Genomic DNA, 15471 nt, shown 5'->3' on the forward strand with positions numbered 1-15471 from the left:
GAAACAGTAGCAAGGAAAGCAGTACGCCGCCAAAGTCTACTCTATGCTCAGAAGGTTGCAGCCGCGCTGCTGAGCAACCCAAATAATACGTTGCTAGGGTTAGCTAAAGAAGAAAAGGGATTTGCTTGCGCGCGCAATTCACTTACCGTGCACAGTTGCTATAGAGCGGAAAGAGCCGAAATATTTTTTCTCGTCTAGGCTAAAAAATAAATCAGTCGGGCCAAAAAGGCAGCCTATCCACACGTCGAATTACGCGTAAAAAATCATTTCCACTGCCTCACTTTTTCTGCTTCAAGGAGCCCCCAATGCTGAATGTTATTTTACGGTGAATAACTAAATAATGCCGCTAGAAGCAATGAAAACGCCATTTATCAGAACACGCATAGGTATAAAAAAACCAGCCACCCGGTGAAAGGTGACTGGTTATTGTTGCAGAGGTGTGCGGGATATCGGAGTAAACGTAGGAAAAATTAATGAAATTATTTCGCTGCCAATTTCTTAGCAATTTCAGCAGTGTAGCGGCCCTGGTAACGGGCGCCTTCCAATTCGTTGTTGCTTGGCTGCCGCTCACCCTGGCCGCCAGCTACGGTGCTAGCGCCGTACGGCGTGCCGCCCGTTACTTCCTCGTGGCCCATTTGGCCCTGCCAAGCATAAGGCAGGCCCACGATAATAAAGCCGTGGTGCAGTAGTTCGGTATGGAAAGCACGGATGGTAGTTTCCTGCCCACCGTGCTGCGTAGCGGTGCTCACAAACACACTGCCCGCCTTGCCAACCAACGCGCCTTTCGCCCACAAGCCGCCCGTGGCATCCATGAATGCCTGCATCTGCCCGCACAAATTACCATAGCGCGTAGGCGTGCCGAAAATAATGGCGTCGTACTCCGTCAGTTCCTCGGGCCGAGCAACGGGAATATGCTCGAAGGCTTGCTTGGCCTGCGTTGCGCCAATCTGGTCGAGTAGTTCCTTGGGCAGCGTTTCGGGCACCTGTTTGATGGTCACTTCATTGCCTTCTATCTCGCGGGCACCTTCGGCTACAGCTTCAGCCATCTTGTAGATGTGGCCATACGTGGAGTAAAACAAAACCAGAGTTTTCATGGGCGTGAGTGTTGCGGGTTGAAAATGAAAGAATGAGTTGGTAAGGTCGGGCTACAGCAGCGGGGCAAGATACCAGTAAAATTGAAACATATGTATCTACACGAAACGCGCTGCCTTTATACTGGCTTACCTAAAGCAAGGTTATGCAGCAACTGCAGGCTAAGCTGTAATTTTTTTCTAGTTGCGGAAAGGCATGCAACCTTTTGAGGGGAGGCTAGGCTCTTGGTGCTGTAGTGGCCTTTGCGGCCAGCAAGTTATCTTTCCGGTCTTTCCTTTTTGCGTATGCATTCTATTGGTATTCACTGCGTGCAGCCCCGGCAGGGGAGTGAGTTCGCCTTAGCGCACGGTTCCCGCGCCAGGGGCCAGGCCCTCCGGTGAGTGCGTTGTCGTCGGCGCTGCGGCCCATGAGTGGGCTGCGCGGCATGCTGGCTACGGAGCCAGCCCGGTCCGAGGCTTCCACACCACCCAGTTCTGCCGTGCGTCCTCTCACGCCTCCTTCCCAATTAAGTGAGGCCGAGCTGATTGACGGCTGCTTGGCCGGTAGCCGCCTGATGCAGAAGCACCTCTACGAGCGGTTTGCGGGCCGGATGATGGCCGTGTGCCTGCGCTACGCCCAAACCACGTTCGAAGCCGAAGACGTGCTGCAGGAAGGATTCGTCACGGTGTTTCGTAATTTGAGCAACTTCCGGCGTGAATGCCCGCTGGAATTCTGGATTCGGCGCATCATGGTGAATGCCGCCTTGCGCCAGCACCGCCGTAACGCGCCGCTTATAGCAGTTAGCGAAGCAGAATACCCGGAAGAACTGGCCGGCGAGGAATTCACGCTTTCCAACTACGGGTTTGAAGACCTGCTGGCGATGGTGCAGGAACTGGCTCCGCGCTACCGCATGGTGTTCAACCTGTTCGCCATTGAAGGATACGGCCACAAGGAAATCGGCGAGATGCTGGGCATTTCCGAAGGCACCAGCAAATCACAGTACTCCCGAGCACGGGCAATTTTGAAGTCTAAAGTCGAGCGCCTCGACGCGCATACCAAGCATGGCACCTTCCGATCCTAAGCATACTCCTGATCCTCAGCCCACCGGCGACCTGGAACACCTGTTCCGGCAGAAGTTCGCGGAAGCCGAGGTGACGCCGCGCGCCAGCCTCTGGGAACAACTCGACCACGAGTTGCTGGTGCAGCAGAATGAAACCTACCGCCGCCGCCTGTCGGGTTACCGTTGGGCTGCGGCTGCTTCGTTGCTACTGCTCGTTGGCGGTGGCACTTGGTTTGGCCTGCATCCTACTACATCTGGTGTAGCCACGCAATCAGCCGTGGTGGCTGGTGCCCGTTCTGGCGCAGAGTCAGCCCGTTCTGGTGCATTCAGCAGCGGATTCGGCGACGTCGCCAGCCAGTCGGCCTCACAAGACGGGGCAGAAAGCGAGGCATTGGCTACCGCTCCTGGCAGTGACCTATCTCAGAATGCCAGGAATACGCTTTCTACTGGAATTGTTGCAAATGCGCAACAGCGCCGCAACAACGGCGGTGCTTCTACTATGCTGGCGCTGAGTCGCGGCGAAAACAGCAGCGAGGCCAACGATGCCCGCTACACCTTAGGGTTGAATGGTAGTCAGGCCAGCCGCGGGGCGCTGAGCCTAACTCCGCTACCGAATGGCTCCAGCATAGCCGCTGTTTCAGTCAACACTAGCTCTCTGTCGGCACTTGGAGGCACCGGGGCTTCGGCACTACCGGGCCGGTCGGCTAGCATAGCCAATAGCGCAGTTGGGTTTGGGTATGCTGAAGCATCACCGCTGGTGCGGCCAGCTACAATACTGCTGGCGGCTCAGCCCACTGCGGCGGCAAATACGCCAGCCGCTAATAAAGAAGAGCAGAACCAACCGGAAAGCACAAAGCGCCGCCGCTGGAAATTCAACGCGGCGTACGCGGCAGCATCTTTCAACCCCAACGCTAATTTTTCGCGCGCTGCTCCCCAGGCAGGGGTAAGCTTTGCTGATGCCAGCTCGTTCCGGTCGTCGGCCGATGCCTACGAAGCGGCGGCGGACGAATACCGGCAGTATTTGCAGGCTGGCCGGGGCCAGCGCGTAGCCTTCGCCGCCGACTATGCCCTCAATGACCATTGGTCCTTGGTGTCGGGTTTGGCCGTGGCGCAGCAAGAGGCGATGTCGGCTACGTCCTGGTATTTTTTGGATGGCAAATCGGCGGAGGCTTCTTTCTTCGAACCGGTGCCGCGCACTCCCAACTCCAGCCTAGCTGTCCCACCCGCCAGGACGCTACGCAACGTGAATTACCGGTATCGCACGGCTAGCCTGCCAGTGAGTGTGCGCTACACCAGCAAGGAAAAGAAAGGCTGGGCTGTCTACGCCAAGTTCGGCGCGGCCGTGAATGTGCTGTTTAGCACACGTTCCGAACTGAAGGGAGTGCCCGAAGCAACCCGTGTTTACGACCTGTCTTCCGCCGATTCGCCCTACCGCAAAGTACAGACCTCCGTGCGCGGCGGCGGTGGCGTCCGGTTTCGTCCCGCCAATGCTGCCTGGAGTCTGGCCGTGGGTCCCGACTTGGAAGCGGGCCTAACGACTATCAACGCCAGCCCTTCCCAACGCTTCCTGCGGCAGAGCCGCCCGTACGCCGTCGGGTTGGAAGCCAGCGTGGAGTTTGGCGGGGGGAAAGCAGTGCCTGTGGTTCACTGAAAGCTTAGAACTGAGATGTGAGAACCTAGAAATGAGACATGAGAAGTGAGATAAGCTTCTGTTTGGCCCACTGTTTGGGAAGTTGATTTACAACAAGGATTCAGTCTCTCAAATGTCTAAGTTCTGAGCGCTAGGTTCTAAGCTCTCATTACTTGCACCAAGATTGCCGCTCTTCTGAAAACCAACTTTATTCCTATGAAAACTCTGCTATTCTTACTCGCCATCTGGGGCGTGCTCGGCCTAGTGCAGTGCAGCAAGGAAACCTTGGCTAGCTCGGCTCAAGGCCAGGAAGTGAAACTAAAAGTGAACGAGTCGGTGCAGTTGAACGGGCCCGGCGAGACAGTACAGTTGGTTCTTAAGCAACTGCAGGATTCTCGCTGCCCCACCAAGACGCAGTGCGTATGGCAAGGGCGAGCTGAGATAGTAGCGGAACTACGCGACGCTGCGGGAACCAGCCAAACCGCCGCGCTTTGCCTCGGCGCGTGCCGCAACGATTCCGTAGCCGTGCAACTCGGCGCCCGTAGCTACGCGGTCAAGTTGCAGCAAGTCACACCGTATCCTACTGGACAGCCGCAGCCAGGCTTGCAGCCGATGGCTTATTTGCGCATCGTGCCCCAGTAGATCTTCCGCAAAAGTTTCTGCTCGTAAAAACCTGCCCAACCTGGGCAGGTTTTTTTGTTTGCCGGGAAACCTAGACTTTGCCGATATAGTTATCCTAGGCTGACTTTTCGGCCAGTTGCCGGTTGGCCTGGCTTCTCTTTTCCTCGCTGCATGAAGTACCAACTTACCTCGGAATTTAAGCCCACCGGCGACCAGCCGCAGGCCATTGCGCAACTGGTGCAAGGCGTCAATAGCGGCGAGCCGGCGCAGGTGCTGCTGGGCGCAACGGGCACGGGCAAAACGTTTACGATGGCCAACGTGATTGCCGAAACCGGCAAGCCAGCCTTGGTGCTTTGCCACAACAAAACCCTGGCCGCGCAGCTCTACGGCGAGTTCAAGCAGTTCTTCCCCAACAACGCTGTCGAGTACTACATCAGCTACTACGACTACTACCAGCCGGAAGCCTATATCGCCAGCACCGACGTTTTCATCGAGAAAGACTTGGCCATCAACCAGGAAATTGAGAAGCTGCGGCTGCACACCACCTCCACGCTGCTCAGTGGCCGCCGCGATGTGATAGTAGTGGCGTCGGTGTCGTGCATCTACGGTATCGGCAACCCGGAGGAGTTCGGCAAAAACGTGATTTTCCTGGCGCCGGGCCTGCGTTACTCGCGCAATAACCTGCTCTACCAGTTCGTGCAAATTCTGTACTCGCGCACCGAGATGGAGTTTACGCGCGGCACGTTCCGAGTGAAGGGCGACACCGTGGACGTATTCCCGGCCTACGCCGACCACGCCTACCGCATTTTCTTTTTCGGCGACGAAATCGAGGCCATTCAGAAGATAGATCCGCAGAGCGGCAAGAAGCTGGCCGACGAGAAATCGGTGACGCTTTATCCGGCCAACCTCTTCGTGACGGGCAAAGAAACGCTGAATCAAGCCATCAAGGAAATTCAGTACGACATGGTGCAGCAGCACGCCTACTTCGAGAAGGAGGGGCGCGACTCGGAAGCCAAGCGTATCATGGAGCGCACGGAGTTTGATTTGGAGATGATTCGGGAGCTGGGTTACTGCTCGGGCATCGAGAACTATTCGCGTTACTTCGATGGTCGCCAGCCTGGTTCTAGGCCGTTCTGCCTGCTCGATTATTTCCCCGACGACTACCTGCTGGTGGTGGACGAAAGCCACGCTACTATGCCCCAGATCCGGGCCATGTGGGGCGGCGACCGAAGCCGCAAAACGGCCCTCATCGAGTACGGTTTCCGCTTGCCATCGGCTCTTGATAACCGCCCGCTCACCTTCAACGAGTTTGAGAGCATGTACCGGCAGGCCGTGTACGTGTCGGCCACGCCCGCCGACTACGAGCTGACGCAGGCCAACGGCGTAGTCGTGGAGCAGATTATCCGCCCCACCGGCCTGCTTGACCCCGAAATCGACTTGCGGCCCAGCGTCAATCAGATTGACGACCTGCTGGACGAAGTGGACAACCGCGTGAAAATGGGCGACCGGGTGCTCGTCACGACGCTCACTAAGCGCATGGCCGAGGAACTGCAGAAGTACATGGAGCGCCTGGGCATCAAGTCCAGCTACGTACACTCCGATGTGAAAACGCTGGACCGGGTGGAAATTCTGCGCCAGCTGCGGCTCGGCGAAATCGACGTGCTGATCGGCGTAAACCTGCTGCGCGAAGGCCTGGACTTGCCCGAAGTGAGCCTGGTCGCCATCCTTGACGCCGACAAAGAAGGCTTCCTCCGCGACCAGCGCAGCCTCATTCAGACCATGGGCCGCGCCGCTCGTAACGACCGGGGTAAGGTGATTATGTACGCCGACCGAATCACGGGTTCTATGCAGCGCGCCATAGACGAGACGAACCGCCGCCGCGCCACGCAGCTAGCATACAACCAAGAGCACGGCATCACGCCGCGCACGGTGCGGAAGTCACGCGAGGCCATTATGGAGCAGACTTCCCTCTCAGATTACCGCATAGTGGAAGCCCAAGGTTATGCTGGCCCGGAGGCCGATGTAGCCCTGGCCATTGCCGCCGAGCCGGTGGTATCCATGATGAACCGCGCCGACCTGGAGAAGCTCATCAAGCAAACCGAAAAGCAGATGGAAGCCGCGGCGAAAGAGTTGGACTTCCTGCAAGCCGCCAAGCTCCGCGACGAACTGGCTGGGCTCAAGCAGGTGCTCAAAACTAAGCGGGAGTAGCCGCGCATTTGAGGCCAGTGGGAAGTAGCACGAAAATCCGTTTCGCGCACGAGCCGCAGGCGAGTTCCTACGCGCTAGATACTTACAGCCGTAGCGCGAAGCTCCAGCTTCGCGCCTCGTTGAACGACAAGCGTTGCAGCCTCATGCGAGTTGTTCAACCTCAGCAACGATACGCGAAGCTGGAGCTTCGCGCTACTGGGCCAAACTGGCGCGCTATCGGATACTCGCCTGCGGCTCGTGCGCGGAACGGATTTCCGCGCTACTGCGTCGCGGCTTCCGCTGGCACCGCCAGAGCCAGCATACCAGCCGCGTTCTGTACCACGCCGTATTGCACGCCAGCTTCCGTGAGTAGGGCGAAGTGCTTGCGGGCGCACTGAATTTTCAGATTCTCGATGCCGTGTCGTTGGTGGTCGTTGAGGGTGGATTTGGTTTCGGCTACGAAGTAGACTTGGCGGTCGGCTTCCAGGACTACGGCCCAGTTGGGAACGTAGCTACCGACAGGCGTTGGAATTTGGTAGCCGCGGGGCAGCTTGAAGAAAAACTTCACGGCCTCATTGGCTTCCAGGTCACGGGCGAATTGGCGCTCCGTTTCGCTGTCGACGGGCACGTAGTTGTAGAGCGTTTTTTCGGGGTGCTGCGTTACGGCGAATAGGTTGCTGAGGAAAGTTTCGGTTTCCTCTTTTTCGAATAACCGCAGCTCGTGCTGCTCATCCAGAAGCTCGTACGTTACACCGTCGGCCAGCAGTTTACTAAGCATGCGTTGCAGCACGCTCACCACGTTGTCCAGGAACAATTGCGGATTTACCTCTAGCTCTCTATACCGCTCCGACTGTTTTAGAACCTCGAAAATGGTCTGGCGCGTGAGATTTACGCGTTGCTGCACGTAGGCATACACGTCGGGAATTGCGTATGATTCGGCGGCTATTTTGCCTGCCACAGAATCTTGCAGCGTGGCCGTTACGCCGCCGTGTTGGCTCATGCCGAGTTGAGCCGATTCACTCACTAGCTTCGGCCGCGCCGTAGGGGGCACCCGGCTTACGTCGCGCAGCTCGGCTACGGCTAGTCGGATTAGGTCCGCGGAATCGTAGTTTACCTGGTAGTGCGTCTTCCGTTGAAGCCGGTTCCAGAGTTCGAAAAACAGCGGGCAGCCGTCTGGGGTCAGCTCTTTCGTGCGCCGGATGGTGGCTACTTCGCGCGCGTTTTTGATTCGGCCCTCAAACTTGACGCTGGTTTCCTCCTCGATTTCGGCCTGCAAGGCCCGCGCGAAGCTCTCGTAGCTTTCATTGGCTATTACGGTCAGCAGGTTCAGGCTCGGATCTTGCACCCGCTGGCCGTTTTCGTTTACGGGCAGGCGCAGGCCGCGGCCTATTTCCTGGCGTTTGCGCAGGGTGGTTTTGGCTTCGCTGAGGGTGCAGATCTGGAATACGTTGGGATTGTCCCAGCCTTCGCGCAGCGCCGAGTGCGAGAAAATAAATTGCACCGGCTCCGTGCGGCTGAGCAGGCGTTCCTTGTCCTTCATGATGAGGTTGTAGGTATCATCGTCGGCTTTGGTGGCGCCGTTGGTGTCCTTCAGCCCCTTTTTGTCCTGGGAGAAATAGCCCGCGTGTACTTGCGGCGCCTCGAAGGGAATCAGGCCCGCGTATTCCGGCAGGCGCGCGTGCCGGACGAAAGCCTCCTCAAACCACACGCCCAGCTTGCCCAGCGTCGGTTGGCCGGCCGCGTCGGTGCCCCGGTAGTTGGCCACTTTATCAATGAAAAACAACGACAGCACCTTGATGCCCCGGGGCTGCAGCTGCTTGAGTCGCCGGAAGTGGTGCCGTACTGTTTGCTCCACCTGAAACTTCATCACGTCCTCAGCGGGGCCAGCTTGCGTTTCACCGGCCCGTACCGCAAAGCCGCCGCTGAACCGCACCAGCCTTTCCGTAGCGTGTATTTCATTCAGAATGAAGCCGGCTTTGTACGTGTCGCGCCCGCCGGAAACGACGAATAGGTCGTCGCCAAGCTTCAGGGTTTTCTCTACGGTACGGACGCCGCTCTTGCCGTTCTGGAAGAAGGCCAGCTTGGCGCTCAGTCCCCGCTTGCCGGGCACGATGGCACGCAGCTCCACGAAGGCTGTATTGTAGTCTGCGCCGCCTGTGATGCCGTCTACTACAATCTGCTTCACCAAGCCCCGGTCGTAGGCCTGCACTGGGTTCAGGCTGTACACCAGATTATAAAGGTTTTTGTGGGTGGCCGAGTAGCGCAGCAGGCACAACGGGTTGAGGTTGGCTAAAGCCACCCGCCGCACCTCGGTTTCCATGTTCTGCGGCTCGTCTACTAGCACGATGGGCCGCGCGCCTTGGATGTACTCGATGGGCCTCACGCCCGTTTCCCGTTTGGTATTGATGATGTTGCTGTCCTTGGTGAAGGCGTCGATATTCATGACCAGCACCTGAAGCGTATTGCTGGTGGCATAGTTGCGCAACGCTCCGAGGCGCGTACTGTCGTAGATGCTGAAGTTGATAGGCACCCGGCCGTAGAGTGCCTGAAAATGCTCGTGGGTTACTTCCAGATTCTTGAGCGCGCCTTCCCGAATAGCCACGCTCGGCACCACTACCACGAATTTGTGGAAGCCGTACTGTTGGTGCAGCTCGTAAATGGTGCGCAGGTAGACGTAGGTTTTGCCGGTGCCCGTTTCCATTTCCACCGTCAGGTTCAGAGCCACCGAGTTGGGTCTGCTGACTTTCCCTACTTCCGTGCGGGCCAGCCGCTCCGACTGGGGCAGCGCGTGCCGGGCCTGCACCTTGCGCAGGTTTTCCAGCAATTGAGTTTCGCTCAGCAGCAGTCGGTTACCTACGCCCTGCTCCGTGAAGCCCAAGGAGCTGCCTTCCTGCTGGAAAGACGCCCCAAGGCTGCCCTGCCCCAGAGGCTGCCCCTCGAATACGTCTACCACCGCCCGCACCGCGTCTAGCTGGTAGTCCTGCGAGCTGTCGAATTGAAGTTTCATATCAGATAATCGGGTTTTTTGCGCCACTGCTTGCTCGTATAAGTCGGCTCATGTCGTAAGTCGACGGCCAGTAAATCGTGCGCTATGGCGTCGGGCGAAACGAGTTGGTACTTGCCGGTTATATGCTGCTTCTTGTAGGGAACGACGAGCCGGTGATACGCTACTTGCGCCGTGTTGCCAGCCTGGTAAGCCAAGGTAACTACCGCACCGCCTTGTCGCTGCGCAATGGTGTTTAGCGAGTTGAAATTGGCCGTGTCGTCTAGGTAAGGCCGCCAGGTAATGAGCGGCTGCACCACTCGTTTCAATTCCAGAAACACGGGCACTGTGCCGGCTAGCGTAAAAGCATCTAGGTCATTTGCTACTAGGTATTTGCTCAAATACGTTCTGGTCCACACTTGAAAAACGTCGTTTATGGACTTGTTGATTTCTTTACCCGCGCCTACGTCTGCGCCAAAGCCTTTGTAGTGGCTTGCCATCAGCCGGGCCATCTCAGCAAAGCTGACTTTCCTGAAACACCGCAGTTCAGGATAAAACAAATCGAACGCGCTGCCGCCTTCCGTGTAAAATACTTGCACGAGTGGTGTGAATCTCTGGCGCAGCTGGTTGAGACTTCCTGCCTCGAAAGCAGCCAAATATTCCTCTCGGTAAGTAGCGGTGCTGGGCTGAATCGCCAAAAAGTAGACGATTCGCTCCTTCAACCGGATGAAGCGCAACGTGACGGAGCCGCTAATACCCAGGCTTTGCGCAAAGCTGCGGTGGCCCGAAACACAGCAGCCATTTTCAGCTAAGAAATCATTCAGCCAATCAGGTTTCACCGTGAGCATGGAAGTGGAGCAGCAGGCCGCGGCAGCCTATAGAATGGTGAAGTCCACGTCTATATCCTGTAGCCTGAGGCGCAGATTGCTCAATTCCACGTCGCCGTGGCGGGTGTTGTAGTCCCGGCCAAGCACCACCAGCTCTTTCGGCCCTGTTGCCTTGATTGCGGCCAAGGCTTCCGGCGTCAGAGCGCCAATGGCCAGGCACAACACTGAATCGATTTGGTAGACGGTGGGCGCCGCGTGAATCTTGGTTGGATTGAGCGTGAGTGGCTTGCCGGCTTTCAGGCAAATTTCAGTGAGCAGCGCTTCGTCGGCTACCGGCTCATCGGCCAGAGAATCGGTGAACAGTTCCAGCTGTTGCAGCAGCGCGGCTTTGCTTTGCGGCTGTTCTTGCCAGATTTTAAAGTTGGTACCGGCCAGTCGGTAGGCGCGGAAACCGAGGCTCAGGACGCTGCTTGCCGGCTGCCGTGCGAATTTAGCGGCTTCGACTTTCAGAGCTGCGGCGGCTTTCTGAATGCGCGCCTTGCTCACGTCGGCAATGTTGGTGTAGCCTAGCTTGGCGGCGCCGCTGTTTGTATCGACTTCCTCCGGTAACTGCACGCAGATGAAGCTACGGTTGCCGCCGTCTTCCAGGTTCTTGGCCAGCACAGCGTGAGCAGTAGTGGCACTTCCCGCGAAGAAATCCAGAATGATGTGTCGCTCGTCGGGTCGGGTGCCTAGTTCCAGCATTTTTTTGAGCAGCCGGGTCGGCTTGGGCGTGTCAAAAGGCAAGCCATTGAACAGGTCCCGCACTTCTTTAGTCGCCTCCTGGTTGTCGCCCACTTCCGTTCGGAACCACAGCGTGGAAGGCGTAATACCTTGCTTCACCTCACTCAGGAAGCGCTTGACCGCCGGAATATTGCCGCCGTCTTTGCCGAAGGAAATCCGGTTGTCTTCTACCAGCTTCAGGAAATTGGCCTTGGAAGTGCGCCAGCAGCTGCCGCTCGGCGGATTCACCACGCGGCCGGAAGGAGTCGTGATGGGGTAGTCGTAGTCGGCGGAGTAGGTTTTCACCAGGAAGTCGCCCGCTTTCCAGGGGCCCCGTGCGTCGTTGTCGGGGTTGGTGTAGCGGGCATTCATCTCGGCGGTGCGCTCCAGCAGGTAGGGTCGCCACAGCTCCTTGTTTTTGGCGTACACCAGCACGTAGTCGTGCATGGCCGAAAACCATTTGGCGTCGTTCTGGGGGCTGTATTTTTTCTGCCAGATCACGCTGGCCACGAAGTTTTCTTCGCCGTACACCTCATCCAGCAACTGCCGCAGATTGGTCACTTCGTTGTCGTCAATCGAGACGAAAATCACGCCGTCTTCGCGCAGCAGATTGCGCGACAAATACAGGCGCGGCAGCATCATAGAAAGCCAGGCCGAGTGGTATTGCCCGTTTTCGCGGCTGTTTTCCCGCCACAGATTTCCTTGGGTCAGGAACCCGGCTTGGTCGGTTAGCTGGGCCCGTTGGTTGTAGTCGGTGCGGCGCTCTGCGTAGTCGTCGCGGTACACGAAGGAATCCTTGCCGGTGTTGTAAGGCGGGTCGATGAAAATCATCTTGACCTTGCCGAAGTAGGACTTCTGAAGCACCCGTAGCACTTCCAGGTTTTCTCCTTCGATGAACACATTTTCGGTTTGCTCGAAGTCCAGACTGCTCTCTTGGTCGGGCACGAGCGTGGCGGTGGTGCGACGCTGAATTTCCTTGTAAGCCTCCGCTTTGCCGGGCCAGTTCAGGCCATAACGTTCCTCGCCCATCTGCACGTTTTCGCCGAGCACCAGCCGCAGCTTGGCTACGTCGAGCTTGCCTTCGGTAAACACTTCGGGCAGGAGCTGCCGCAACTGAGCCAGCTTCTCGGTTGCTACGTCCAAGCTCTGCCCATCGGGGTTGATAACGTGCTTATTTTCAAGGTCGACGGAAGGAAGAGCAGACGCCATAAAGCAGCGGAAGTAAAGCAAGACGTGAATACGCCGCCTCTAAGTTGCACCAACCGTTCCTGCCTTCCAACTAGCCGGCGTCTATATAGAAACCTGGTCCTGGTACCAGATTGGAACCCAGCTGATTCGCCCAGCATAAATGTTTAAGGCCAACCATAGTAGCGCGAAACGAATTTTCGCGCTACTGCTCACCAGCCGTAGCCGGGCGCGGACGGCAACCTCAGCATAACCTTCTCGGATAAGTGAGGTATCGAAAAGCTGACTTTTCCCTTTACGACAACCCCACTGCTGCTGTGCCATGACTACTGATAAGCAACCCGACAATGAGCTGAACGGCGCCATCGACCCTACTCAACTTGGAACAGACCAAGGGCCGGTGTCCCGCCCGGAAGAAGACCCGCGTGATATGTCTACCATTATGGCCAACGCCGGCGACTACGGCGAGGAGCCTGAAACTCGCACCCAAGAATCAGCTACTGACTCGAACACCAGCAACGACGAGCCAACGGCGCGTGGATCGGAGTTTGATGAGCAGCGGCGCCAAGGGGCGGGTGGCATTGGGGACAATTCGGGGGCGGTAGGGCGCGGCCTGGGCGCGGGCCGCGCAGGCTTTAACGGCGATGAAGACCGGGGCTACGAACCAAGCGGCCACCGTGGCGGCTTAGGTACCAGCGGCGGCCGCGAAGACCTTTCCGGCCGAAATTTAGACACCGACCAAAACGCCTTCACCGGCGGCTACGGCGGCGCCGACTACAACCGGCCCACCCAGCCTCTGAGCCACGGCATCGGCCTGGAAAGCCGCAACCCAATCGACGAGTCATCTTCTAGCTCCGACGATAATCCGACCGAAACTGGGTCCCCAATTACCTAAAGTCGGTGAGACATGAGGTACGTACATCTGTTTCAGGATTGTGTAGCGAACAGCATGCCCTCTTGTCATTTGCCCGCTACTTATTATTCCAGCTGCTCCACGTTGCGCATGTAATGGTAGAGCCCCAGCGGGGCGGCATATCGGTAGAAAAGACAACTGTAACATTGTTTGGCAGCCCTGTAGGGGCGACACCCGGCAAAGCCTGTGTCGCCCCTACAGGGCTGCCATACGATAAGGGACTTCAAGACTACCGATATGCCGCCCCTCCGGGGCTTGACCACTCACTTTCTTATGTTGAGGGGTAAATGTGGGGTGACTACAAGTGTGAAACTTCGCTTGAAGTCTGAGGTTGTTTGCTGTCATCCAAGATGACGTCGGTCTGTTTGGCTTCTGGAAGAAAAGCCGAAGTCCGGCACCAGTCCAAGTCAGCAGGCCGATGCGCCCCGCTTAAGCGCGTTGGAACGTATAGCAGCTTTTCCTCAACGCATTTTCAGGTAGACCTATGGCTAAGAAAGTAGCAGAACAACTCGTGGAAATGCTGGTCGAGGCTGGCGTGAAAAGAATTTACGCCGTAACGGGCGACAGTCTGAACGAAGTCAACGACGCCGTGCGGCGCAGTGATGGAAAGCTGCAATGGATTCACGTGCGGCACGAGGAAGTAGGAGCTTTTGCAGCTGGTGCCGAGGCGCAACTCAATGGCTTGGCGTGTTGCGCAGGCAGCAGTGGGCCGGGCCACGTGCACCTCATCAACGGCCTCTACGACGCTCACCGTTCGGGTGCCCCGGTCATTGCCATTGCTTCCACCGAAGCCAGCTTCGAGTTTGGCACCGAGCATTTTCAAGCCACCAATACCATCAAGCTTTTCGACGATTGTAGTTGCTACAATCAGCTGGCCAGCACGCCCCAGCAGTTTGCCCGGATGTTTCAGGCCGGCATTCAGCACGCCATCAGCCGCAAAGGCGTGGCCGTGGTGGGCCTGCCCGGCGACGTGGCCGCCGCTCCCGCCGAAGAAAGCATGACGGCCACCCAGATATTCCGCACCGAGCCCGTCATTCGCCCCTCCGACCAGGAGTTGCAAGCCTTGGCCGACTTGCTGAACCAGCACCAGAAAATCACGCTCTACTGCGGCATTGGGGCTGCCGAGGCGCACGCTGAGCTGATTCAGCTAGCTGGTCTGCTGCACTCGCCCATCGGCTATACCTTTCGCGGCAAGCTCGAAATCCAATACGCCAACCCCTTCGAAGTGGGCATGACGGGTTTGCTGGGCATGCCCTCGGCCTACCACAGCATGCACGAGTCGGATTTGCTGGTGCTGTTGGGCACTGACTTTCCGTACACGGCTTTCATGCCAGTGAACCCTAAAATCGTGCAGGTCGATACGCGAGCCGAGCGGTTGGGCCGTCGTGCTAAAGTAGATCTGGGTTTGTGCGGCTCCATCAAGGACACGTTGCAGGCGCTGCTGCCGCTAGTCCGGCCCAAAACGGACGACAGTTTTCTCAAGGCCCAGCTCGACATCTACCAGCACGTGCAGAAAAACATGCGCACTTACGTTGAGGACATGGGCAAGCGTGACGCCATCCATCCTGAATACGTGAGCGTGGTAATTGACCGGCTGGCCGCCGATGATGCCATTTTCACCGTCGATACGGGCATGAGTTGCGTGTGGGGTGCCCGCTACATCCGGGCCACCGGCCGGCGCGTGATGATGGGTTCCTGGAACCACGGCTCCATGGCCAATGCCATGCCCCAGGCCATTGGTGCCGCGTTGGCGCGGCCGGGCCAGCAAGTCATTGCCCTCTGCGGCGACGGTGGCCTGACCATGCTGCTCGGCGACTTATCGACCATCGTGCAATATCAGCTGCCCGTCAAGATCATCGTGTTCAATAATCGCTCGTTGGGCATGGTGAAGCTGGAAATGGAAGTGGCCGGTCTGCCCGATTGGCAAACCGACATGCCCAACACCGATTTTGCCGCCATCGCCGAAGCTATGGGCATCCGCGGCGTAACGGTGCACGAGCCAGGCCAAGTCCAGCAAGTGTTGGAGCAAGCCCTGGCCCACCACGGTCCCATGCTGGTGAACGTGCTGACCGACCCGAACGCGCTGGCCATGCCGCCCAAAGTGGAGTTGGAGCAAGTGGCGGGCTTCGCCGTATCCATGAGCAAACTCATGCTCAGCGGCCGCATGGACGATGTGCTCGATACGGTGAAAGCCAACTATAAACACATGTGGGAGGTGCTTTAAGTGGGAGA

11 protein-coding genes are annotated in these 15471 nt (G+C 57.6%); 7 read left to right on the plus strand and 4 right to left on the minus strand.

Going from position 1 to position 15471, the window contains the following annotated elements; translation table 11 throughout:
- Nucleotides 1-479: 479 nt before the first annotated feature.
- On the minus strand, nucleotides 480-1094 hold the full coding sequence (gene wrbA / locus ACYSMN_RS03730) for an NAD(P)H:quinone oxidoreductase (protein WP_488922496.1): 615 nt from the start codon (nucleotides 1092-1094) through the stop codon (nucleotides 480-482).
- Between the two features lie 374 nt (nucleotides 1095-1468).
- Between wrbA and ACYSMN_RS03735 the strand changes: the two genes are divergently transcribed.
- From ACYSMN_RS03735 to uvrB, 4 genes are all read left to right on the plus strand, one after another.
- Complete coding sequence (locus ACYSMN_RS03735; protein WP_488922497.1) at nucleotides 1469-2152, plus strand: RNA polymerase sigma factor; 684 nt, start codon at nucleotides 1469-1471, stop codon at nucleotides 2150-2152.
- Complete coding sequence (locus ACYSMN_RS03740) at nucleotides 2133-3782, plus strand: hypothetical protein (protein WP_488922498.1); 1650 nt, start codon at nucleotides 2133-2135, stop codon at nucleotides 3780-3782. Before ACYSMN_RS03735 ends, ACYSMN_RS03740 begins: the two co-directional genes overlap by 20 nt.
- 195 nt (nucleotides 3783-3977) lie before the next feature.
- Complete coding sequence (locus ACYSMN_RS03745) at nucleotides 3978-4403, plus strand: hypothetical protein (protein ID WP_488922499.1); 426 nt, start codon at nucleotides 3978-3980, stop codon at nucleotides 4401-4403.
- A gap of 150 nt (nucleotides 4404-4553) precedes the next feature.
- Nucleotides 4554-6590: an excinuclease ABC subunit UvrB gene (uvrB, locus tag ACYSMN_RS03750; RefSeq protein ID WP_488922500.1), complete on the plus strand. Its 2037-nt coding sequence runs from the start codon at nucleotides 4554-4556 to the stop codon at nucleotides 6588-6590.
- Nucleotides 6591-6849: 259 nt separating this feature from the next.
- Here uvrB and ACYSMN_RS03755 read toward each other — a convergent pair whose 3' ends face one another.
- Together ACYSMN_RS03755 and ACYSMN_RS03760 are read right to left on the minus strand one after the other, a co-directional pair.
- Nucleotides 6850-9576 carry a restriction endonuclease gene (locus tag ACYSMN_RS03755; protein ID WP_488922501.1) on the minus strand — a complete coding sequence of 909 codons (2727 nt, stop codon included), beginning with the start codon at nucleotides 9574-9576 and terminating at the stop codon, nucleotides 6850-6852.
- Nucleotides 9573-9953, minus strand: a complete 381-nt coding sequence (locus tag ACYSMN_RS03760) for a hypothetical protein (RefSeq protein WP_488922502.1) — start codon at nucleotides 9951-9953, stop codon at nucleotides 9573-9575. The genes ACYSMN_RS03755 and ACYSMN_RS03760 overlap by 4 nt, the downstream gene beginning before the upstream one ends.
- A gap of 18 nt (nucleotides 9954-9971) precedes the next feature.
- Between ACYSMN_RS03760 and ACYSMN_RS03765 the strand changes: the two genes are divergently transcribed.
- Nucleotides 9972-10364, plus strand: a complete 393-nt coding sequence (locus tag ACYSMN_RS03765; protein WP_488922503.1) for a hypothetical protein — start codon at nucleotides 9972-9974, stop codon at nucleotides 10362-10364.
- A 63-nt stretch (nucleotides 10365-10427) separates the two neighbouring features.
- Here the strand turns inward: ACYSMN_RS03765 and ACYSMN_RS03770 are convergent, their stop codons facing one another.
- A complete protein-coding gene (locus tag ACYSMN_RS03770) occupies nucleotides 10428-12350 on the minus strand; it encodes a site-specific DNA-methyltransferase (protein ID WP_488922504.1) in 1923 nt (640 codons plus the stop codon).
- 298 nt (nucleotides 12351-12648) lie between these two features.
- Here ACYSMN_RS03770 and ACYSMN_RS03775 point away from each other — a divergent pair, with 298 nt between their 5' ends.
- Together ACYSMN_RS03775 and ACYSMN_RS03780 are read left to right on the plus strand one after the other, a co-directional pair.
- Nucleotides 12649-13221 carry a hypothetical protein gene (locus ACYSMN_RS03775; RefSeq protein ID WP_488922505.1) on the plus strand — a complete coding sequence of 191 codons (573 nt, stop codon included), beginning with the start codon at nucleotides 12649-12651 and terminating at the stop codon, nucleotides 13219-13221.
- Nucleotides 13222-13723: 502 nt separating this feature from the next.
- Nucleotides 13724-15463 (plus strand): thiamine pyrophosphate-dependent enzyme, encoded by a 1740-nt coding sequence (locus ACYSMN_RS03780; protein WP_488922506.1) that lies wholly within the window; start codon nucleotides 13724-13726, stop codon nucleotides 15461-15463.
- Nucleotides 15464-15471: the final 8 nt, after the last annotated feature.

This window comes from Hymenobacter sp. M1-2 (genome assembly GCF_057808495.1).